Below are 21,383 nucleotides of genomic sequence, written 5' to 3'. Positions count from 1 at the left end.
TATGGTTTCTCTTTAGTGAGGACTTGAGCCAGTATGCTTCAGATTTGAACCTATTCGTTCTGTAACCGTTTGAATCCATGCCCCTTACTAGCGAAATCTCTGAGCATTTCGCAGCCAAGGCGTTGAGTAGCTTCCCAAAAAAGTTCAACTGGTGTCCTGTCACCCCGATTCGCCTTTGGCGAATAGAGAGTAGAGGGGAGAAAGTAGATAGTAGAAAAACAGGACCGGAGCAGGTTTGCATCGCACTCCTCACACCGATCCAACTACAAAATCTTCTTTCTCCCTCTCTACTCGGTCTACGTTCCACTCACTACTTTCTAAAACCGCAGCGTCGTCAAACACGATTGCTGCAATCCAACGCCCCATCTAGCAGTCTGTCACTTCTAGCCCATCCCTTCTCCACCGCCCGAGAGAACCATGGCCTTCGCATTCGAGAAGCTTCTCGTCTACCAAAAGTCCGTCGACTTCGTTGACGCAGTCTGCACCGCCACCGAACAATTTCTACGCGGCTATGGTTTCCTCGTAGATCAACTCAATCGCGCCGCGTTATCGATTTCATCCAACATTGCCGAAGGCAATGGTCGATTCACCAAAGCCGAGCGCAAACACTTTTTCGGCATCGCACGGGGCTCCGTCCAAGAATGCGTCCCTCAACTTGAACTCGCGAAACGTCGAGGTCTGATCGACGAGCCCAAGCACGTCAAACTCAAATCCCAACTTGAAGATATCTCTCGCATGCTATCCGGCTTGATCAATGGACTCGAGAACCGCGAAATATAAAAACTCTGCACACCCGCCGGAATTGGCGGGCGTGTCGAATAGTGGTCGCATGGATGGCTGTTTGCGGTTCAAAAACGAAGGGTTTCCCTTATGTTTAGCCTGCCGGGAAAAGCAGAGTTATGTCGGTTGAGCGTGAGGGCGATTTTGGTACATGCTCGTGAGAGCAGCGATCGAATTTCAAAATGGCTTCCCCGAAGGGAAGCCTGACAACCTAAAGTAGCAACAAGTACACTGCGATTCCCAAGATCGTGCAGTAGATCAGGAAAATCGCAACAGCATGCTGGATGAGTGCCAGCAAGAACTCAAGTTCGTCCTTGCTGCCGACGATTGGTATGTCACACCACCAGGTTTTCTAGGTTTTCATAACGCATCTCCATTTTTTGTAACGCATTGCGCCCAGGCAGTATTGCCTGAGCGAAATTCGCTCGCGTCTGAAGTGCGTTTCTGGAAATCGAGGTGGTCCCCTTATCTTTCGCTAGCCGGAGAAGAGCTAATTGGATCGGTGGAGTGATTTTAACGTGTGAACTGCCGAGTACGACGAAAGTCACCTTCGGGACTCGTTAGGCCGGGAAGCAAACTTTTTCGTGCAAAGGGGGCTGTACTTGAGGAAGGATGCTAATAATACGTCAGCCCGAATCAGTGACTAAATTGGAACTACTCCTCCGACGTTTGCTCGATAAATTCGGCGAAACTGCTGAATGGTAGTTTGAATCGATATTCCTCTTCCCAGACCTTCTTGAAGTTGTCGGCCTTTTCGACGGTAAGAATGGCTGCTTTTATCAAGCAGACAGTAAGCTCCGAAGTGCCTATCGTGTCTAGAGTGTAGCCAAGTCGACGTATCTTCTTAATTGCTCGCTTGTCATCAATCGCAATCCTGATCCCTCGATTCAAGGCGACAGCTACCGCCGAACACTCGCCGATGCCAAGACCTTTGGTAGTGAGTTCTGCAAAGAGCCGAACTTCGACAATGTCGGTCACACAGATCTCTTTGATAGAACCCGTTTCGAAGGCAGCGTTTAGTCGTTGTAGCGGCTCTGGAAAATGTTCTGTGACCTCCGCTCGTACATGCTCAGTCACGGAGAAAACAAATTCCGTCAGTTGGGAGAGTACATGAAGCTGATCGAGGACCAAGAAGTTGATCAGAACGCTCGTGTCCGTGATAACGACGCTTGTGCTCATCGTTGCTCATCCTTGGCGTAACGAGGAATCAAGTAGCCTCGGCCAGTTGAAGCAGTTCTTTCGAGGGCACTCCAAGTAGCTTGCTCAGATCTCTCATTTTCCCGGAAGAAATTTCTTCTCTTCGAAAAGCCTCCAGTGCAAGGTGAACGACCTGACTAATGAGTTCCCGGTCTGGAGAGCGGGTTTCCTTGCCATACAGATCGTCCCACATCTCCAACAATTGTAGGAACCGCAAGCCAAGATTCTCTTTTTCTCGCAGCTCCTCAAATTCCGGGGCATTCACGATGGCTAAGCTCTTCAACCTAAATAGAGCAGCTTGATAGCTCACGCCGAAATGGTGCGAGAGTGCAGCCACGTCTTCAAAGGTAAGAACCTGGGAAAAGGCGGCTGCTCGGCGAGAAGCCTTCACTTCACCGCGATCTTCCTCTGCCATCGGATCGTATACAGCTTGGTCTAATACACTGGGGCTTGCCTTAAACCGCGATTCTAGGAATGCGTCGACGCCTGCTCGTGGGAGCAATAGAGAAGCAGCAAAGGCATTGGCCCTTACCTCAGTTAGCTTCCTTCTATCAGCGGCAATGGAAACAGTTGCAGTAGCTTCGCGATCTAACAGCGCGTGCGCATATTCGTGAGCGTATGAGAACCGCTTCCTCGCCCGAGGATGACTGAAATTCACCAGAATGAATAGACCGATCGAGCTGTGATGCAAAAACAGCCCGGACATTTCATCCGGCAAGACGGCTCCGGATGCCCAGATGTTCTGTCCATTGATGAGTTCGGCCATGTCAGCAATTGGATTGTGTCCTAGACTCAACCGGCGGCGCTCATTTTCTGCCACTAGCTCGCCTTGTTCCACAGCTTCCATAGTGCTCTGCGGTTGAGACAACTGATACGATGGCGGACCCGCGTGCGGTGGGCGATCCAACAACCGATCCAATTCGACACCAGCCCGACAGATCTCAAGATATCGAGCAACCTCCGCTTGCCACGGGGCATCGTCACCTTCCGTTTGAGTCGCTCGAAACAACGCAACGAGTGCATCTTCTTCCATCGGAGTGTCGTCGTTCGAAAAAAAGCTGGAGATTGGGCAACCATAAAGTTGTGCAAATTTGCTCAATTCCAGAGTGCTCACGGCTCGGTTTCCCGCTTCGATTTGAACAATCGCCGTTCGTTGAAGTGCAAGGCTTTGGGCAACTTGATCTTGGGTGAGATTCGCGTTTTTACGGGCGTTTTTCAGCCTGGATGCTAGAGCGAGTTGTTCGTTGTGCATGGGTCTCGTCCTTTTTGGGTGGCTTGCAGAGGGAGTCCCCTACCACGACCATTATTCTCCAGTCGACACTTTTTCGCAATTCATTGACAGTTATGTGCGATTATCTAACAATGATAGCATCGTCTCGACGACTGTGGGTCGATTTCTGGCTAATGGCCCTAAAACCAGGAGTTTTTCGATGGTAAAGAAGAATGTGTATGTGGTCCCAAGCGGCAATCGTTGGGCGGTTAAGACAGAGGGGACCCAAAAGCCTCTATCAAACCACAGGCCCCAGCAAGCGGCGTCAGAAGCCGGACGCAAGGTTGCTCAACAAAATCAAAGCGAGCTGGTGATTCACCGTCCGAATGGACAGATTCGCGACAAAGACAGTTTTGGAAACGATCCTTGTCCGCCGAGAGATGGGTCAAAGTAGGATCGAAGCAGTGATTTTTCTCAGTGATCGAGTGAATTGAAACTGCTTAAGTCGCGACCTAGAAAAAGGTGTATTCGCCAATGGGCTTTCGTTTCCAGCAACCGAACAATGAGGACGAATCCGAGCAGATGTGCCTTCGCTACTACCGGAAGCTCTGGTCGAATGAAAGCCTTAAATTGTACGCAGAACGCGGTGAGAAGCAGGACGGTATCGATAGAGAGTAGAGGGGAGAAAGTAGATAGTAGAAAAACAAGACCGGAGCCTATCGGCATCGCACCGAAGGTCACCGATCCAACTACAAAATCTTCATTCTCCCTCTCTACTCGGTCTACTCTCCACTCACTACTTTCTAGAGCCGCAGCCCTGTCAAACACGATTGCTGCAATCCAACGCCCCATCTAGTAGTCTGTCACTTCTAGCCCATCCCTTCTCCTCCGCCCGAGAGAATCATGGCCTTCGCATTCGAGAAGCTTCTCGTCTACCAAAAGTCCGTCGACTTCGCAGACGAAGTCTGCACAGATAACAAGAACTACCAACACCTTCTTGCCATAGGGTTTCGCAGTCCGCTCCCGTCAAGGTTTCGACCGAGTCGATCCACTCGGCCACATGAATGCCGAAGGCATAGCAGCTTGTAGCCGGCGGTTGAGCGCGAGCGACTCCGCCGGTGGCTTTCCCAATGTGTACGCATCCCGACGGGATGCAAGATGGCTCTGTAATCCCTTCGGGAAAGAAGAGGTTGTGGTCGTGACCGGGAGTGTCGCTGCGCTCAACCCCCGGCTACAAGCTTGGATCCTTTCAGGATCGATCTTCAAAGCGAATGCTCGCAGCGAGCATAGCATCGGCGTCTCGTAGTTTCTTCACAATCTGGTCAGCCGAATGCCGATTTCGCTTTCTCGTCAACAAAGTCCTCCTCCCGTTTGCGGCGATAGACTTTCATAACTCCTAGATCAACTTTTGGGGAGCGCTCCAGCATGCTATCGGGTCTGATCTACATTCTTCAAGACCGAGAGACATGATGGCTTGACCGAAAACAAATCTCGCGCCAAGGCGCAAAGGCGCCAAGATTCATCTTGACCAATTTGCGTCCTGGCGCCTTAGCGCGAAGCGGATTTCCAATCGTATAAGCTCCAATTCGCTGTGGTCGAGTCCAGGCTGCGGCGAGAAAGTTTGGTTGCAACACGCATAAACGCGACGACTCATGAATAGTTATTCCACTGGCCGGGCCTTTGGAAACTCCCATGTGCCGTTCAGAATTTCTTGTCGAGGACGATACATTCGGACGACGTAGTTCCATCCCGGGATGATCGGTATGCAATTCAGTGCTTTCTCATCGCCGCCAAATTGGATGGTGACAGAACCGTCTTCGTTGGGCACGGCAGTGACATTGTTCATCGTATAAACGTTCTGCTTATTCTTCTCGAAATATCCTCCTTTGTTGTAAACGCTCACCGACCAAAACCCGTCGACCGGCACGTTCTTAACGGTCAATTGATAAACCGTCTTACCGTCATTCTGCTCCGGCACGTCCCCCGCGTAGAGCGCGGCATTCCGGGGATTGCCACCCCAGCCGGCGGCAGTACCGATGAGATGCTGCACGGTATCGACGTCGCCCTTCCGTCCGAACATACGTGCTGAGTCGATACCGCCGTTGGCAGCGGCTAACGCCAACAGTGCCTCGCGAACCTTTGTGAGGGATGTCGGATCGAAGTTGGAAACTTCGAACTTGCCCACAGATTCCTGTTTGGCCTCGATCGCGTCCTGGAGGGCGTGCACGGCCTTCAAGTCCGCTGGCACATTGGGGTTCACAAACGTCCGAATCGCCAAGCACACATATCGAGAGCCGATCTTTTCTTTCGATACCTCGTATGTTCCAGGCGCGTAAAATACGTCAGGAACGTAATGATCCTGATCAATAATTTGCGCAGCCATGTACCGCTTGCCTGCGTCCGGAAGCTTGATGCTGACCGACCCGGCATCGAGGTCGAACACGCCAAACGAGTACAAAGTATCACGGTTCAGGCGAATTACCGTTTGATTGTCGATTGGGGCCAGTTCACGTTCGTGTTTGAATTTCCCGAAACCGCCTTCCTTGACGAACCGTGCAAAGTACATCTCCGACTCGGCCCGGCGGAAATTATCGACCGTCACCCGCACAGGCGTTCGATCATCGGAGAACGCCGTTGGCGATTTGCTCATCGAGACGAAAAGTGCCACGAGAATTGAAATTAAATTCGCTCGCACGTTGGAGTACCTCATTTCATAGGGAAGTTGGAAACGATAACAAGCCCTCTCGACGAACGAGCAAGCATCACTTCATTGGAAAAGGGATCAGGGTCATAAGCACCTTGCCGTTGAATGCGAATGGGGCCTCGTCGTAATAGGATTTCGACACTAGTGAACCGAGATCCTGTCCAAGATCCAAACATTCGTTGGCCGTAAAAATGCTGGCTGACATCGGCACTTGCCCTTTGTCAACCTCTTTCCCATTCACCCTCATCACGATGTTGAGGAGGACGTTGATGCCCGTCCCATCGCGGGTCGTCTGAAGCTCAACGGTCACTTTCCCATCAGGCACCGTTTCCGAAGCCTTAATGATTGTCCGTTCTATCATGAAAAGGTTGTACTCAAAAAGGAGGGTGCCGTCATCGACGTAGCATGTGAGCCCTGCAGTAGATGCAAATAGCGAATGCGGAAAAGGAAGAGCGGCTCCATCCACCGAAGATCCTCTGATTCCCAACGCAACAGTCGTTTGACCATCTTGAGCCAGCGCATCAATGGTCCACCCACTTGTCGCGACGAATGCAAACACGCAAGCCAGTGCGAATGGATTTCCGATCGCGACTGCTGATGCGTGCGTTTACTCCCTTTTGTTCACCACAAATAGGAGCTGAGTATATCACAAAGCCATTGACGCAACACAAAATGCCGTTGCGATGCTTTTGGCGGCGAATCAACCATGCTCTATGTTCTCTGCCTGGCCAACTTCTCACTATCCACCTTTTCGAAAACGATAGAGATTCCGAGAGCCGTTCGCTCTGAGTTTACTCGCCACTATTCAGTCCAAATGCTTGACGGTCCTACCACAACGGTTACATTCGTGCGTATACTCACGACTTGGGGAGAGCGGAGGACAGGGCGGTGGTGGCGAGTGATGAACTACCTCTGGATCTGAGGACGGTTTGCTACGCTCTTCATCGCCGACCTGATGCAGGGTTTTCGGAGTGGGAGCCTAGAGTTATGACCGATTCCCATCAGCTGCTGGCGATGACTCAGCGCGATCTTGCTGCCCGAATGGAATACCATTCGGTGCGGTGATCGATCCTGCTAACAAACGGAGACTGATGGAATGGAAGGCACCTCTGACGGACGATCCTCCCCACTCGGTGAGCTTGACCAAAGCAAGAGTTCGAACCTTTCCTCGCGCGTTGGATTCCGAGCAGCAGGTTCGGAATCAGAACGTGAAGTCGCATAGTCATTGCTAGAGATTCGCACACTCCTGTCTTTGCACCGTCCATGGAATGGAGCGGAGCGCGAGTGTGTGGCTCACGTGATTACTACTGCAAGTGATTTTCTGGACTGACGTCCTATTCCAGTGAGATTGCCTCTAAGGCTTCATAAAAACAATATCGAATCCGACAAAAGTCTTTCCGGACTCTAAATCCTCTTCTCAAGGAACGTATTATGCGATGGATGGTTTTTCTCGCAGTGCTGTTGTTCATACCGTCGATGCTCAAGGCTCAGGGCGAGCCGAAACAGGAGGCTGAGAAGCAGGTACAGGAAGCAGTTCGACCAAATGCAGGGCTGCAGAATCGTCCGCAGCAAGATAGACCAGGCCCCGGGGGCTTTGGAGGACCTATCGTATTGGGGCCCGACGACCAGCAGATCTATCCGGATCCGTCAGACAGCATTGTTGCCAGGCGAGACGACATTCCGCACGGCAAGTTGGAAATGATTGTTTACGAGTCGAAAACGGTTGGCACGGTCCGAAAGCTGAACGTCTATACGCCTCCCGGATATTCGCCGGAAAAGAAGTATCCGGTGCTCTACCTTCTTCACGGTATTGGTGGAGACGAAACCGAATGGCAGCGATTCGCGACACCGGACATGCTGTTCGACAATCTGATCGCGGATGGGAAGGCCAAGCCGATGATCGTCGTCATGCCAAACGGACGCGCTCAGAAGAATGACCGGCCTGTCGGCAATGTCTTTGAATCTGCTCCGTCCTTTGGTGTATTCGAGCGAGACCTTTTGGATGATGTCATTCCCAAGATTGAATCACGATACTCGGTGCAGGCTGATCGAGAGCATCGAGCGATTGCGGGTCTTTCTATGGGGGGCGGACAGTCGCTCAATTTTGGCCTCGGCCATCTGGATACGTTTGCTTGGATCGGAGGATTTTCCGCGGCGCCCAACACAAAAAAGCCCGAAGAACTGGTTCCTGACGCAGACAAAGCCAAACAACAACTGAAGCTGTTGTGGCTGTCGTGTGGAAACAAAGATGGACTGATCAACATCAGCCAGAATACTCAGCGTTATCTGAAGAGCAAAAATGTTCCGCATCTTTGGAACGTCGATTCTCACGGTCACGACGCGACTCACTGGCGCAACAACCTGTACTACTTCGCCCAGTTCGTCTTCAACGATGAAGCGACCAAAGCGGCTCTTAGTCAAAAATCAACAACCGCACTCCAACCAAGTCCGATTTCCCCTATTAATCCGGAAGCGGAAAAGACAAACACATCCTCGTCACCGCAGAAAACGCCGGATGGAATCACCGATGATTTTAAACCCGCTTTTACCAACCAACCCGGCAAAGAGTATCCGCAGGTGAACTCACAGGGTCGAATCAAGTTTAAAGTGACTGCGCCAGATGCGAAGAGTGTGTCGACGACGTTTCGAGACAGCACGGAATTTATCAAAGGGGACGATGGTGTTTGGACCGGTTACTCGCGGCCACTCGATGTCGGCTTTCACTATTATGAGCTGGTGATCGATGGTGCTCATGTGCCTGATCCCAACAGTAAGTACTACTTCGGAGCCATGCGCTGGGGGAGTGGTATTGAAATTCCAGCTCCAGATGCGGAATTCTACGCGTTGAAGAACGTTCCGCACGGACAAGTTCGTGAAATCTACTTTCATTCAGACAGCACGAACTCGGAACGTCGTGCATTTGTCTATACGCCGCCTGGATACGACAGCGACCCAAACACGCGTTACCCCGTGCTGTACCTCCAGCATGGTTGGGGAGAAAACGAATACGGCTGGAGCGTTCAAGGGCACGCAGGGCTGATCATGGACAACCTTATTGCTGAAGGCAATGCGAAGCCGTTTATCATCGTGATGACGTATGGCATGACCAACGAAACTCGCATCGGCGGAATGCGTGACTTCGACATAAGTCATTTTGAGAAAGTGCTGGTTGACGAATTGGTCCCACACATCGACAACCATTTTCGTACTTTGACCGACCAGCCAAACCGGGCCATGGCCGGGTTGTCGATGGGGAGCATGGAAACTCGACTGATCACGCTACGACATCTCGACAAATTTTCGCACATCGGACTCTTCAGCGGCGCAACCATTGGGAAAGAGGATGCCGAGAAGACCGATGGTTTTAAGGAAAAAGTGAAACTAGTGTTTGTCAGCTACGGTAGCAAGGAAGTCGGCGAGGGACGAGCGCGTCGCGGTGGAGATCCTGCGGACTCGGTGAAGCAACTCCAGGAGTTGGGGATCAATGCTCGCTATTACCTTTCACCCGAAACTGCGCACGAATGGCAGACATGGCGTCGCAGTCTGAAAGAATTTGCACCGCTTCTGTTCCAACCCAAGGATAAACTCGTGGGCACTTGGAAGGTCGACTTTGATACGCAGATCGGTTTGCAGAGTTATATGATGACTTTTCAGCGTGAGGCTGGTGCACTGTCCGCGACGGCGAATGCAGTGCTCGACGGCCGTTCGAGACATGTTGAGTTTCGCGACGTGAAGCTGGAAGGAGATACTGTCAAGTTCATTGAAAACCTGAACTTGGGCGGCAATGAAATCCAGATTGAGTACGTGGGCCGGATCCATGGCGAATCGATCCGCCTTTCGCGAAATGTTGGTCCATTTGCTGAGGAACAAGCCACCGCGAAGCGTTCCCAATCGGTCCATGTCTTGATACCAGAGACTGCAACGAACACTTCGCAACCGCGGTCAGAAGGACAACGTTCAGAAACCCTTGCTGCACAAGATCTTCCAGCCCCATCTCCGAAAGAAAATACGGAGCCTGTTATCAGCGTCAAAATCGATCGCTTCATCAAAGACGCCTTCCAAGAATCGTTTTTGATCGGGATGGCGGGAGACCTCCCTTCGCGTTACTCCGACGACGAATTGAAAGTGGCGGTTGACCATTTTGCTGCCATCACTCCCGAGAACTGTATGAAACCTGAGCGGGTTCATCCTGCGGAGGATCGCTGGGATTTCGACCGAGCAGACGCGTTAGTGGACTGGGCTCAAAAGAACAAATTGACCGTTCACGGTCACACGCTTGTGTGGCATGCCCAGACACCGAATTGGTTTTTTGAAGGGGGCGATTCCGAGACAATCAAAACCCGAATGAGGCAACACATTGAGATGCTCGTAGGACGTTACAAGGGAAAACTGCAAAGTTGGGATGTTGTCAATGAGGCGATCAACGATGGCGGCAATGAAGCAACCGCCAAGACAGAAAATCTGCGGAATTCCAATTGGCATAAAGCACTTGGGCCTGAGTTCCTCACGTTGGCTTTCAAGTATGCGCGTGAAGCGGATCCGAACGCGGTACTTTACTACAACGATTACAACATTGAGTCTGGCCCTAAGCATGAAAGTTCGATGGTTCTTCTGAAACGACTTCTTGCGGAAGGGGCTCCGATAGACGCAGTTGGCATTCAGGGGCATTGGCGAAGCGGGCGAGTCCCTTTTGACGATATCGAAAAAGCGATTACGGATTATGCGTCCTTGGGGCTGAAGGTGAGTATCACGGAATTGGATATTACCATTCGGGGCGAATCGGGCGGTCAGTTCGGTGGGCCTCGTTCGCGAACCATTACTCCTCCTTCGGTAGAAGATTTGAAGGTACAAGCCGAGGATTATGCGAGGTTGTTTGGCATCTTCAAAAAGCATGAGGATATCATCGAACGCATTACGTTCTGGGGACTCAACGATCGCCGTACTTGGCGTTGGGGACAGCATCCGCTTCTCTTTGATGCAGACAACCAACCCAAACCTGCCTACGCGAGAATCTTGAGCACGATCACAAATGGCGATGCGAAAGGAAGCTCGGATTCACCGAAGCAGATCCAATTGGAAGATGGTGGACAGGGACCGTATTCAGCCATTGCGACCGAGTCACCGACGCTGGCTGGCATGACGATCTACCGACCAGAGGATCTATCCCCATTCACCGGCGAACGAAAGCTACCTGTTCTGCTGTGGGGTAACGGAGCATGTGCGAACACAACCGAAGAGCACAAGAACTTCCTCAATGAAATCGCGTCGCATGGCTACATCGTGCTTGGAATTGGATTGCTGAGCGATATCGAACAACGCAGCGACAGGTCTCGCGAACGAACAGATTCAGCTCAATTGCTTACGGCCCTTCAATGGATCATAGCTGAAAATGGCAAAGCAGAGAGTGTGTACTCCGGAAGGATCGACACGACCAAGGTTGCCGCGATGGGAATGTCATGCGGAGGCTTGCAGGCGATCGAGATTTCGAGCGATCCAAGGATCACCACCACAATTGTTTGCAACAGCGGCGTCTTACCGGCCCCCTCTCCCATGATGGCCATGCCGAAACTCACCAAGGATGACCTAAAGAAGTTTCATGGGCCAGTTCTTTACATCATGGGTGGACCAAAGGACATCGCATACAAGAATGCCATGGATGATTTCTCTCGTGTCGATCATGTCCCGATCGTCATGGCCAATCTAGATGTTGGGCACGGTGGAACCTATCGTCGCCCCCATGGCGGAGAGTATTCCCCGGTCGCCTTGGCGTGGCTCGATTGGCAATTCAAAGGAAAGCAAGAGTCTTCCAAAATGTTCCTTGGCGAGAGCGGCCAACGGAAAATAGGCGATCCGTGGACCATAGAGACCAAGAACTTTGGGAATTGATGAAGCCGTAAGAGGCGTCATGCTCGACGATCTGCCATCGCAAAGTTTGGCACAATCAACGTGTCATCAGCATCGTGAATAACATTCGCTGTTCGCTGATGACGCGATGGAGTGTTCCCCAAAAGTGGATCCAGGAGTTATGAAAGTCTATTTCCTCCCTCGCTACTAGACCTCAAACAAGCGAACGCTTGTTCGTCTTAGCTTGATTTTCGCTGCGCAGCGGTCACCGAGCCAGCAGTGCTGGTCGCTTTTTTTCAATTGCTTGCTCTCCATTGTTTTATTTTATCTGGGTTAGGCGTTGCGGTTACGGTTCGCTTTGGACTTACGATGCCCCAAGCTCTTCTTGCTAGCTCGTTTCCGTGCTAGCGATTCGATGCTACAGATTGAGCACAGCACACAATCGGAAGAATGCTGATGTGTAGTCCGTCCAGTTCAGGAGCCGATGAATCGTTTTCCTGGCATGTCGTAGAATTTGGCATGGCACATGAATGAACACGGACAGAAACGTTTTAAATTCCATTGTTAGGAGCCGTTTCTTTTCTGCTTGATGTTCTTGCTCTTGACCAGTCACCACGGGGGTCAGTAGTGCAGACCAGGATTTTAGGTTCCACGCAATACTCGTTATCACCATATACGCCCAGTTGCTTTCCAAATTGTCCACCGGAGCGCACAGCGATCGAACTCCACCGGAGAGTTGTGCTATCAAATTTTCTTGGTCGCATCGGTCATTGCAGCCAAAAACAATGTCCTCGCTCGATACCGAGGGCATGTCGTTGCTGATGTAAAAGAAGTAGCGGATCTCGTCGATGAGCCGAACATCGCCCTGCTCTTTGGAGACGTTCTTCCGAACAACCACCATTCGATACGTTTTCTCGCAGGCGTTGGGTTGGTATTCGAACTCGGCCACTTCCTCATGTAGTAACTCCAGATGGACGTAATTGCGTTCCCGAATGATTTGGCGTTTGACATTGGTGGGTTTGGTACGAGTTTCATTGGTCTTGTTTTTTGGCAAGGCGCGGGTGAGTTTCTTCCATGCCGACGCATCCAAGTTGTCTGCGATTTCCTTCAGATTCGCTCGCGCCTCATAACCGAACTGGAAGCGTACTCCCAGGGCGTCCCATCCGTCGAGATACTCCGTCTGCGAGAACTTGCAGTCCCCTCGCATTCGAATGCGCCGGAAGCCTCCAGCGATACAAGTGCAGATCGCCTTATCTAAGTAGGCTGCCGCGTTGTGAGCGCTGTGAACCGAACCGCTGCGATTCACAATCGCAAGTACTTCTTTGGTGTTGGCTAAGCTGACCAGCAAAGGGTGGTATCCCCAACTCCCCTTGTACGAGATATCCATTCCTTCTTTGCACTCGGCTGTAGTTGCCACGATAACGCCATCGACATCGATAAGGGCTTGGTCAAAGAACGCATCATCCTGTTGTCTCCATACGTTGATCCTGGCTTCGTTAATAGCTTGCATCAGGGAGTCGATGTCGGATTGATGGAATCGACGGCAGAAATCGCCTGCCGTGGTTGGATCAGGAATCGAATCGGCACCGATCGCATCGAGGAATGTCGAATCGTTTCGAAGACGCTCCAAATGCTCCAGCCTCGTTCCGTTGCATAGAACATTCATAACCATCGCGAGGACGTGGTCGGATTCATGATAAGGAGCATGTGACTTTAAGAGTTGGACACGATGATTGATGGCATCGGTCAATCCGACATGCCCGGCGAGCTTGAGCATGGCGGAGACACCAGCGTAGCTGATGGCATGGGTGCGATCAGCAAGTTCGTATTTGACAGAGTTGGTAGCGAGAACGGGATTCGGATTCGAGATACCACGAGAGAAGCGATTCTCCCTTGCTACTGCGAGCCTTTTCAGGATTTGCTTCTTGCGTGCACCGATACGTTTTGCGAAACTTGACTTCACCTGAAACCCTCCGTGTGTGTGGCTTAATCGATTTGTTGTTACTTCGTTAAACCGCAAAAACACCGGGAGGTTTCAGGTTTTTTTACGAAAATCTCAAACGAACTCAACCAAGCTTCGCTTGATCGAGGACTAGATCTACTCTCCAATCACTACTAATACCGCAGCCTCGTCCAACACGCTCGCTGCTGGCCAACGCCCCATCTTGTCTGTTACTCCTAGCCCATCCCTTCTCCTCAGCTAGACAGAACCACGGTCTTCTCATTCGAGAATGCTTCGAGTCTAATTGAATGGAATGTTGAAATCCAATCTGCTGCCGCGAAGGAGGTTCGAGTATGGGAGCCAAATGTGAGTGGGGTTCGCGGATTTGGCTAGCAGCCCCTGCTGCTTGCCTTTCTTCGGCCGATGTTGGATTCACGTTGCTGGGACAACCGACAACATATTGGACGGCTAGCTACGCGACGGTCAACGAGATCAACCCCATCGCACACTTTGCCCTGAATCAAGGTCCTGGATGGTTCATCGGATTGGGAGTCACATGGGTCGTATTGCTTTCGTACGCAGCCCATCAGTGGCAACACCCTTTATCCATCGCGATCGCGAAGGGCGTCACTGTCGCCCACTCTATTGGTGGAGCATGCTGGCTTGCGAACGCATCCCAGTGGTGGATTGTACCGAGCATCCTGTATATCGCAGCGGTAGGCTCAATAACTTGCTGGTGCTGGAACAAGTTCGAATGCAGCATCTCAAAAGACCGCAGTGAGTTGGGGCTGTGAGCGCGGTGATTTCCGAAGTAACCATTTCCCAGGAGAGTCGCAATCACTTCCTAGATGCTCCGCTCCCATAGTGAACGTCAGTATGCTTCCCCTAAACGACGGACATCATGTAGAGCATTTCACGACATATTTGGGCCGAACGTTCGTCGTATCGCAGTGCTTCGAATTCGGTATCGTCGGCGACCTTGGGATCTTCGTAGCGAATGGGCATGCGTAGGTCACACCCCATCACCATCGGGCAAGCGTCATCCGCCTGCGAACAGGTCATCACGGCGCAATAACCCTTTTGCGGATTCGGTGGGTCGCTATAGACCTTCGAGAAGCAAATTTGCGGATTAGAGGAGTCGGAGGTGTACAGGCGGTAATGAGGGTTGGCTACTGTGGGGTCGTCGGCCAAGATCTTCAACCCGCAACGCTGCAAGGCGGCGACAGCGCGAGGATTGAATGCAGTCGCTTCCGTGCCGCCTGAAAACGTTTCAACGCCCTCCAGGCCATAATAGTCCGCTGCGACTTGAGCCCAAACTTGCGAAAGATGACTGCGCCGTGAATTGTGAGTGCAAATGAAAATCAATTTCGCGGGCTCGGATCTCGCAAGCCGTTCGCGTATGTACCCTGCTACTTTCGCTAAGTCGGATCTACGGTCACTCGGAATGGAGTCCCACTGAGCGATCGCATTTTGAATGTACTCAACCAGGGCTGGGAAAAATGAAGTCATCGTAGTCGCCGTAGGATGCTGGGTCATCAGAGTTAAACCTGGTTATCGAACTTGGAAAGATCGCTCAAAGACGCTTTCGTGAATCGAAAAGGAGCATGCTCGCTCAAGTAGATTTCCCCGCAGCGAGTTCCTCATGAGTCAATCGATGGAGGGCATGGAGTCCGATCGGAGGGGCAAGCTGCCAGGGAATGATCGCCACGCGACTGGCGTGAAGATCTTGGACTTCGCGCAAATACTTCTGCTCATGCGATTGTCGCAGTTTCATGTGCGGATCCGTAATTGGAAGGGGACTGAGCACTTGATTTACTACCCATGCAAACGGCTCGATTTCGGCGCGTCGTAGATCGCGTTGCAGGGAAGCCGCTTCATGGACAGGCGTTGCTTCCGGGAGAGTGACGATCAACACACGTGTGAAATTTGGATCTCTTAGGCGCGGAAGTAACTTCTCGACCGCTTGCGGCATCTCGCTGGCCTGTCGCGTTACTTCGCGGTGATAAGCCAATGCCGAATCCAGGAGTAGAACGGTGTGTCCCGTGGGAGCCGTGTCGAGCACGACAAATTGTTTTGCACCCGCGGCAACGGCATCGGCGAAGGCCCGAAAGACGGCAATCTCTTCGGTGCAAGGCGATCGAAGATCTTCTTCCAGTAACGCTTTGCCTTGCGCGTCTAAGTTTGCACCCGCTTTCCCGAGAACTTCAGCAGAGTATTTGGCGGTTTCCGCTTCGGGATCGATGCGACTGATCGTTAGGTTCGGCAAGCTTTCTTCATTGAGTGCTGCCGCGAGATGCGCTGCCGGGTCTGTGGTGGACAGATGCACGTTGTATCCACGTTGCGCGATCGCAACGGCGATGGCTGCGGCAACGGTTGTTTTCCCAACACCTCCCTTGCCCATGGCGAGAATGACGCCGTGCCCCGGCGCTACCAAGTCATCGAGGAGCGCAGAGAGCATTGGCAAACCATCGACTCGATCTACGCTTTCTATTGGAGGCCCGTACGACTCGCTAGGAAGCACTCTTCCGAGATGACGCAGCGAATCGATCCCCAGAACTCCATGTGGGCTAAGTGGAACGATCGTCAACGGAAGGCCTTTTAAACTCGTAGGCATAGCAGCCAGTGCAGCCTCCCCTCGTTGCTGGAGGGCCACCGCATACGGATCGCTAGAATCGATCGCTTGGAACAGACCGTTGACTACGAGATGTTGATTGCGAACGCCAAGCGAAGCCAATTCTCCGCTGGTTCGCGCCGCTTCGCGGAGGGTGCTGGATTCAGCACGGGCAACCAGCACAAGGGTCGTTAACGCAGAATCGCTAAGAGATTTTACCGATTCCTGATAGAGTTTCTGTTGGTTCTGCAAACCGGCCAGGGGACCGAGACAACTGGTGCCTGTGGTGTTCTGCTTCATGTAGCCGTCCCATGCCGATGGCAATGTTAGCAGCCGCAAAGTGTGACCAGTTGGCGCTGTATCGAAGATGACATGATCGAATTTCGCGGTGGCTGTTGGATCTCCCAGAAGGCGTGAGAACTCATCGAAGGCAGCAATCTCCAGGGTACATGAGCCCGAAAACTGCTCCTCCATACTTTTAATGGCAGCCGCCGGTAGTAACCCGCGATAAGGGCCAACCATTCGCTCGCGATACTCGGCCGCAGCCTTCTCCGGGTCTAAATTCATCGCAAATAGAGTTGCGACGGATGGAATCGGAGTCGGATGGTTTCCCAGTTCGACACCCAGAACTTCGTCGAGATTCGATGCAGGATCCGTCGACACCAGCAATACTCGCTTGCCTGCATCGGCTAGCTTTACGGCAACCGAGCAAGCGACCGATGTTTTCCCCACTCCCCCTTTGCCTGTGAAGAAAAGATTTCGGGTTGGCTGTTCTAAAAACTTCATGTTGCGTTCTCCTCCCGGGGGGACAGTTGTTCCGAACCTAGAGGACTAGCAGCAACCGCTGGTACCACAGCAGCCGCCGTTTCCCTGCGCTACTGGGAGCAACTGCTTGACAGGTAAACCGCCGACCAATGCAGAGAGAGCATCTCGATTTGGGTAAACCTTTCGGCTTACGATTTCGCCATCGATTACGACTACGGGTAGCGATTCTGTACCCTCGGTGCTCAACACTTGATGGATAGCTTGGTTCTCAATAAATGCTTGCGGTTGTTGAGCCAAATTGTAACGCTCCACCTTATGGCCCTGACTCTTGAGCCAATCAAGATCCGCTGCGAACTGTGGCAAGACAGGATCGACATCGGGACCGCATACGCCGGTCGAACAACACATCGGTTTGTCGTAAACTTGAATGGTTTTCATGGTCTTTGCCTTCCCAGTGGTTAGGAAATGAGGACGGAACGCTGGCGTGTTTTTACAAGCTAGCAATGAGTTTTTTCAATTTCGCCATCGCATTTTTGTTGATGCAGTAGCAGACCCGTGGCCCGTCGATTTCGCCTTGTACCAAGCCTGATTCCTTCAGGATTTTCAAGTGCTGGGAAACCGTTGATTGGGCCAACGGCATCTCTTCGACAATCTCACCGCATACACAAGAGGTACGGCTTAACAACAATCGAACGATACGAACGCGAGCGGGGTGAGCCAGCGCCCATGTCAGCTTGGCCAAATCCTCCGCCCAAGCGACATCGGGCAGCGACACCTTCTCACCTGTGGTGCAGCAAGTTTGCGATTCTGATTTGGATCGGACCTTCGATTTTGCTTTCACACTGCAACTCGCTTCTGGACACTTAATTGCCTATCGTCGATATACGATACGTCAATTCAAACCGTTTGTCAATGACTACTCGGTATCACCTCCGCGGTTGATTCGCCATCGCCAATCTGCCCAAGAAGGATTCACCGCGGAGATCGCGGAGAGACGCGGAGAGGAAGACAAATGAAGATCCATGCAAGAACACGCCAGATAGAAACTACAGGGCAGTTTACTGATGCGGCAATCAAGGTTTTTCCATCGCTAGGGCCTCCAAGATCGTAGTTCAAGCTGGCCAGACCTCCGGGCGCGAGAAGATGTTGACCAATAGAGATTGGAGGGGGCTGTTTCTCGTTAAGGCGGCGAGGCGCAAAGAACGGAACATAACGCATCAGAAAGCGATCTTTCGACGAGCGTATCGGAAGGCAGATTTCGTCCGCAGCGACTCGGTATCACCTACGCGGTACTCCGCGCCCTCCGCGGTTGATTCGCCGTCGCCAATCTGCCCAAGAAGGATTCAACGCGGAGATCGCGGAGAGACGCGGAGGGAAGGGTAACGGAAATCATGAGCTAACTTTTGGCGAGCAACCCTTTGAGACTTACCCAAGAATCGAGACGCAACGACTACTTTCTCATGCAACATTTTTTGAACTTCTTCCCACTTCCGCACGGACACGATGAGTTGCGTGACGTCCTTTCTTCATTCCGAATCGTTCCTGTCACGGAGAAGCTTGGTGGAGTCGCCTCCAATCCAGAGGGTCTCTGGCCAGTCTCATGTGAAATTGGCGGATCAGATGGTTTTTCAAGAATCGCGGCGATGTCAAACATCCCCCCGAACGAAACGATTTCCAGGATGCTTTGCCGAATCTGAAAGTAATCCTCAAAGATTTCCTTTGCAATTCGGACGTCGGTCATCATATGTCGCAAGTCGTCCTTGGCGATCATCCATTCCACGTCCACCTCTTCGAATGCTTCTTCGAGAAGCAAAGCATGTTCAGTAGGCGACAGACGGGTGAGGTTCTCGGCAAACGGAGCGACCAACGAAGGGGTCTGCGTCAGCGCCTTGCGCAGTCCCTTGGCCAAGGCCTCGATGGCGACTTCGCGATCTAACGTATTGCGAAAACAAGCGTTGGAGTAATAGCCCACCATATCGCGGCGATTTGCATCGCGTCGGTCAGGGTCCCAAATCCATTGCTCAATGATTCCGACGTCCTGGATCGGTGATTGGGCAATGCATTTCACGACCAAACCGAACTGTTGTCCAACAATTTGTTCCAAGCGAGAATCGGGCAAATCCAGGAATGCGTGCAGTACCTCTTGTGGCAATGGCATGCTATTGCTGACGAGGAGAACCAATCCCAGATACACGCTCCTTCCGCACTCCAAATCAGAGTCCAGGTGGGTTTGAGATAGTTCATGGCTTATCAGATCAATAATCGCTTGATAGGCGACTGGGAATTCACGATCCAGTGTGTCGACGGCTTCTCGGGGGTAACTACTTCGTGACGCTGTTCGGAGTTTTTCGACGAAGGTACGCGCTTCGGATTCGCTTATTTTCGAATTCGAACTGCTGCGTGGGTTGGGAAGGTACGTTGCATTGACGGGATCGAAGTCGTAGCTGATAAAGTCATAATACCAATTCTGCAACTCCTCGGCGCAATCCTCCCAAGAACTCTCTTTAGACAAAACCCCATATAGCACGTCCTCGTTATCCCAGAACGCTAGGTTAATGTACGACTCATCAATCTGTTGCCGAGCAAAACTGGAGCGAACGATTGAATCGACCTCTTCCGATCGTCGTTCAGGCATATCGAATAATTCAGATACCACAAACGCAGACACAGTGTCATCTTTCTTGCCGGCCCGCTTCTTCAGTTGCTCCACCAGGAAAGGGACGGCTTCGGTTCGATCCAACCAGCCCATTGCATTGGCGATGGTCACCGCCCGCAAAAGCGGTTGACAGTTTAGTTCCTCAAGATCAGGTTCGCTCATGAGACGGTCGATCCACACAAACACTTCATATGCGCTTCGGCGATGGAAGAAATTGGCGATCAGGCGCGACATCGCTTCCCCGAAGAGATCACCGATCACTTCATCCAGTCTCTTGAGAGAAGCCCTGATCAATGTTTCGATCAGAGGTTGGTCTTCTTTGATGACGATCGGGGGAAGCAAAGCAAAAGCGAAGAATGCCGTGTTGGATAAGCCGCCTATGGGACTTTCGTTCTCTTGGAGCGCGTCACGAATCGATGCAACTACGGAATCATGAATCGCACTGCCACGCGATTGCAATTCCCGCAAAATCGCAACTGGCAATACTTGCGATGGGAAGCGTCCAACATTTCTCAACAGCGTTTCGGTGTCGAATTCGCTACCAGTATTCGAGACATTCGATTCAGTGCTACGCTTAGACATGTCTGTTTGCTCCATACCAGGAAAAGAGTGTTCCGTACGTTTATCCCATTGGTTGGCAATGGCATTCTAACAGGGGCGGTCGCGCGTCACCCAACCGAAGCGCGGCGCAAAGTCGGTACTCAACAATCGGCTCGATCCAAAGAGGCGAACCAAGCTTCAGCCGTTCCGATATCTTCGAAGCCGAATCGTTCGTACAGTTTCAACGCCGGCGCGTTCCGAGTGTCCGCCGCCAGCAGGATTCTGCCAACTCCATGAAGGCGACACCAATCCAATAGAAATGTCATTACGGCGTATGACAAGCCCTTGCCCCGTTCCTCGGGGACGATTCCCAGGTAGAGCAACTCGGCAAGTTTCGGAGAGTGTCGGCAAACTAGCAAACAACCGACGTATTCCTTACCCCGACCGATTAGCCACCAGTCGCGGAACGATTCCCCCCGCAGCCCCGTTCTACTGTACCCCTCGAGCGTGGCGTAGGTGCTCCGAACACCATTGAGTTCCGGTACATCCAAAGTCCCGTCATAAGTTTGATCGACGACGCGTACGAACTCAGCATCGAGTTCTTTCCGCCACGGCACAAACGTCAGCGGAATGGCTGTCGTGGATTGGAATGGGTTCGAAGTAACGGGTTCGCTAGGAGCCTTCGAGAAATCCAGCGCGCACTGCTTCAATACGGCGATAGGCCGGAATCCAGCGCTCTCAAAGCATCTCCTTCTCCAAGCATCAAACTCGACATCGAACTCTGCGGGAAAGGTCACCGCTTGCGTCAATTCAACCTCGCCCCGAACCGAATCTACGAGGGACCGCAACAAGAACGCCGACTCGATTAACTCTTCCTGGGAACGCAGACTCGATGCAGGGGCGACTCCACCAACCATGGCAAGCTTTCCTGGGTAAACCAGGAGATAAGCGACGCACCCGCGGGCGTTGGTCATTACACGAATCGAATCCAGCGCTGCGTATCTCGACGCATGGTCGACCAATTGACTCAGGTAGCCTTCCCGAGAGTCAGCGGACTGGAAGGTGAGGCATCGCTCGACATCGTCCAGCCATTCCCAACGCGGTGCATCCCTTTGGAGCGGAGTCTCCGCCATT

Annotated in this window: 17 protein-coding genes and 1 pseudogene; 6 read left to right on the top strand and 12 right to left on the bottom strand. The window is 52.1% G+C overall.

Features of this window, described 5'->3' with window-relative positions:
- The first annotated feature begins 417 nt into the window (after positions 1 to 417).
- Positions 418 to 780, top strand: a complete 363-nt coding sequence (locus VN12_RS22215; RefSeq protein WP_146678851.1) for a four helix bundle protein — start codon at positions 418 to 420, stop codon at positions 778 to 780.
- 654 nt (positions 781 to 1,434) lie between these two features.
- On the opposite strand, the gene VN12_RS22210 is transcribed toward VN12_RS22215, so the two are convergent.
- The 3 genes and pseudogenes from VN12_RS22210 to VN12_RS26875 form a co-directional block, all read right to left on the bottom strand.
- Positions 1,435 to 1,959 carry a hypothetical protein gene (locus tag VN12_RS22210; protein WP_146678850.1) on the bottom strand — a complete coding sequence of 175 codons (525 nt, stop codon included), beginning with the start codon at positions 1,957 to 1,959 and terminating at the stop codon, positions 1,435 to 1,437.
- Positions 1,960 to 1,987: 28 nt separating this feature from the next.
- Positions 1,988 to 2,824 (bottom strand): ImmA/IrrE family metallo-endopeptidase, encoded by an 837-nt coding sequence (locus VN12_RS22205; protein ID WP_240491229.1) that lies wholly within the window; start codon positions 2,822 to 2,824, stop codon positions 1,988 to 1,990.
- Positions 2,825 to 3,040: 216 nt separating this feature from the next.
- Positions 3,041 to 3,229: pseudogene (locus tag VN12_RS26875) on the bottom strand (helix-turn-helix domain-containing protein); the annotation flags it as partial.
- Here VN12_RS26875 and VN12_RS26715 point away from each other — a divergent pair.
- The 3 genes from VN12_RS26715 to VN12_RS26280 all read left to right on the top strand — a co-directional run bounded on the left by VN12_RS26715 (position 3,228) and on the right by VN12_RS26280 (position 4,493).
- Complete coding sequence (locus VN12_RS26715) at positions 3,228 to 3,641, top strand: DUF2188 domain-containing protein (RefSeq protein ID WP_315850179.1); 414 nt, start codon at positions 3,228 to 3,230, stop codon at positions 3,639 to 3,641. The pseudogene VN12_RS26875 and the gene VN12_RS26715 overlap by 2 nt on opposite strands.
- An 80-nt stretch (positions 3,642 to 3,721) precedes the next feature.
- Positions 3,722 to 3,865, top strand: coding sequence for a hypothetical protein (locus VN12_RS25995; protein WP_168164576.1), 144 nt, complete (start codon positions 3,722 to 3,724; stop codon positions 3,863 to 3,865).
- 382 nt (positions 3,866 to 4,247) lie between these two features.
- Positions 4,248 to 4,493, top strand: coding sequence for a hypothetical protein (locus VN12_RS26280; protein WP_146678847.1), 246 nt, complete (start codon positions 4,248 to 4,250; stop codon positions 4,491 to 4,493).
- Positions 4,494 to 4,847: 354 nt separating this feature from the next.
- Here the strand turns inward: VN12_RS26280 and VN12_RS22190 are convergent, their stop codons facing one another.
- Positions 4,848 to 5,837, bottom strand: a complete 990-nt coding sequence (locus VN12_RS22190) for a DUF1254 domain-containing protein (RefSeq protein ID WP_205855119.1) — start codon at positions 5,835 to 5,837, stop codon at positions 4,848 to 4,850.
- Positions 5,838 to 5,949: 112 nt separating this feature from the next.
- Positions 5,950 to 6,252 carry a hypothetical protein gene (locus tag VN12_RS22185; RefSeq protein ID WP_146678845.1) on the bottom strand — a complete coding sequence of 101 codons (303 nt, stop codon included), beginning with the start codon at positions 6,250 to 6,252 and terminating at the stop codon, positions 5,950 to 5,952.
- 1,070 nt (positions 6,253 to 7,322) lie between these two features.
- Here VN12_RS22185 and VN12_RS22180 point away from each other — a divergent pair.
- On the top strand, positions 7,323 to 11,777 hold the full coding sequence (locus VN12_RS22180) for an endo-1,4-beta-xylanase (protein WP_240491228.1): 4,455 nt from the start codon (positions 7,323 to 7,325) through the stop codon (positions 11,775 to 11,777).
- Positions 11,778 to 12,153: 376 nt separating this feature from the next.
- Here the strand turns inward: VN12_RS22180 and VN12_RS22175 are convergent, their stop codons facing one another.
- On the bottom strand, positions 12,154 to 13,698 hold the full coding sequence (locus tag VN12_RS22175) for an IS1380 family transposase (protein WP_146674927.1): 1,545 nt from the start codon (positions 13,696 to 13,698) through the stop codon (positions 12,154 to 12,156).
- Between the two features lie 332 nt (positions 13,699 to 14,030).
- On the opposite strand from VN12_RS22175, the gene VN12_RS22170 reads away from it, so the two are divergent.
- Entirely contained in the window at positions 14,031 to 14,471 is a 441-nt protein-coding gene (locus VN12_RS22170) for a hypothetical protein (RefSeq protein ID WP_146678844.1), read from the top strand.
- A 91-nt stretch (positions 14,472 to 14,562) separates the two neighbouring features.
- Here the strand turns inward: VN12_RS22170 and VN12_RS22165 are convergent, their stop codons facing one another.
- The 6 genes from VN12_RS22165 to VN12_RS22140 form a co-directional block, all read right to left on the bottom strand.
- Entirely contained in the window at positions 14,563 to 15,186 is a 624-nt protein-coding gene (locus tag VN12_RS22165; RefSeq protein WP_240491227.1) for a protein-tyrosine-phosphatase, read from the bottom strand.
- A 103-nt stretch (positions 15,187 to 15,289) separates the two neighbouring features.
- Entirely contained in the window at positions 15,290 to 17,074 is a 1,785-nt protein-coding gene (arsA, locus tag VN12_RS22160; protein WP_146678842.1) for an arsenical pump-driving ATPase, read from the bottom strand.
- A gap of 45 nt (positions 17,075 to 17,119) precedes the next feature.
- On the bottom strand, positions 17,120 to 17,491 hold the full coding sequence (gene arsD, locus VN12_RS22155) for an arsenite efflux transporter metallochaperone ArsD (RefSeq protein ID WP_146678841.1): 372 nt from the start codon (positions 17,489 to 17,491) through the stop codon (positions 17,120 to 17,122).
- Positions 17,492 to 17,543: 52 nt separating this feature from the next.
- Positions 17,544 to 17,828, bottom strand: coding sequence for an ArsR/SmtB family transcription factor (locus tag VN12_RS22150; RefSeq protein ID WP_146680042.1), 285 nt, complete (start codon positions 17,826 to 17,828; stop codon positions 17,544 to 17,546).
- A 675-nt stretch (positions 17,829 to 18,503) separates the two neighbouring features.
- Positions 18,504 to 20,291: a YecA family protein gene (locus VN12_RS26275; protein WP_205855118.1), complete on the bottom strand. Its 1,788-nt coding sequence runs from the start codon at positions 20,289 to 20,291 to the stop codon at positions 18,504 to 18,506.
- Positions 20,292 to 20,410: 119 nt separating this feature from the next.
- Positions 20,411 to 21,382 (bottom strand): GNAT family N-acetyltransferase, encoded by a 972-nt coding sequence (locus VN12_RS22140; protein WP_168164575.1) that lies wholly within the window; start codon positions 21,380 to 21,382, stop codon positions 20,411 to 20,413.
- Position 21,383: the final 1 nt, after the last annotated feature.

It is taken from the genome of Pirellula sp. SH-Sr6A (assembly GCF_001610875.1).
Classification (GTDB): domain Bacteria; phylum Planctomycetota; class Planctomycetia; order Pirellulales; family Pirellulaceae; genus JBKCUI01.
This window is presented reverse-complemented; position numbering and strand designations above follow the sequence as displayed.

What these genes read in the sequence shown, in the direction of transcription:
- VN12_RS22215 (WP_146678851.1), top strand. Translation starts at nt 418, where the DNA reads ATGGCCTTCGCATTCGAGAAGCTTCTCGTCTACCAAAAGTCCGTCGAC.
- VN12_RS22210 (WP_146678850.1), bottom strand. Translation starts at nt 1,959, where the DNA reads ATGAGCACAAGCGTCGTTATCACGGACACGAGCGTTCTGATCAACTTC.
- VN12_RS22205 (WP_240491229.1), bottom strand. Translation starts at nt 2,824, where the DNA reads ATGGAAGCTGTGGAACAAGGCGAGCTAGTGGCAGAAAATGAGCGCCGC.
- VN12_RS26715 (WP_315850179.1), top strand. Translation starts at nt 3,228, where the DNA reads ATGGGTCTCGTCCTTTTTGGGTGGCTTGCAGAGGGAGTCCCCTACCAC.
- VN12_RS25995 (WP_168164576.1), top strand. Translation starts at nt 3,722, where the DNA reads ATGGGCTTTCGTTTCCAGCAACCGAACAATGAGGACGAATCCGAGCAG.
- VN12_RS26280 (WP_146678847.1), top strand. Translation starts at nt 4,248, where the DNA reads ATGAATGCCGAAGGCATAGCAGCTTGTAGCCGGCGGTTGAGCGCGAGC.
- VN12_RS22190 (WP_205855119.1), bottom strand. Translation starts at nt 5,837, where the DNA reads ATGAGCAAATCGCCAACGGCGTTCTCCGATGATCGAACGCCTGTGCGG.
- VN12_RS22185 (WP_146678845.1), bottom strand. Translation starts at nt 6,252, where the DNA reads ATGATAGAACGGACAATCATTAAGGCTTCGGAAACGGTGCCTGATGGG.
- VN12_RS22180 (WP_240491228.1), top strand. Translation starts at nt 7,323, where the DNA reads ATGCGATGGATGGTTTTTCTCGCAGTGCTGTTGTTCATACCGTCGATG.
- VN12_RS22170 (WP_146678844.1), top strand. Translation starts at nt 14,031, where the DNA reads ATGGGAGCCAAATGTGAGTGGGGTTCGCGGATTTGGCTAGCAGCCCCT.
- VN12_RS22165 (WP_240491227.1), bottom strand. Translation starts at nt 15,186, where the DNA reads ATGACTTCATTTTTCCCAGCCCTGGTTGAGTACATTCAAAATGCGATC.
- arsA (WP_146678842.1), bottom strand. Translation starts at nt 17,074, where the DNA reads ATGAAGTTTTTAGAACAGCCAACCCGAAATCTTTTCTTCACAGGCAAA.
- arsD (WP_146678841.1), bottom strand. Translation starts at nt 17,491, where the DNA reads ATGAAAACCATTCAAGTTTACGACAAACCGATGTGTTGTTCGACCGGC.
- VN12_RS26275 (WP_205855118.1), bottom strand. Translation starts at nt 20,291, where the DNA reads ATGTCTAAGCGTAGCACTGAATCGAATGTCTCGAATACTGGTAGCGAA.
- VN12_RS22140 (WP_168164575.1), bottom strand. Translation starts at nt 21,382, where the DNA reads ATGGCGGAGACTCCGCTCCAAAGGGATGCACCGCGTTGGGAATGGCTG.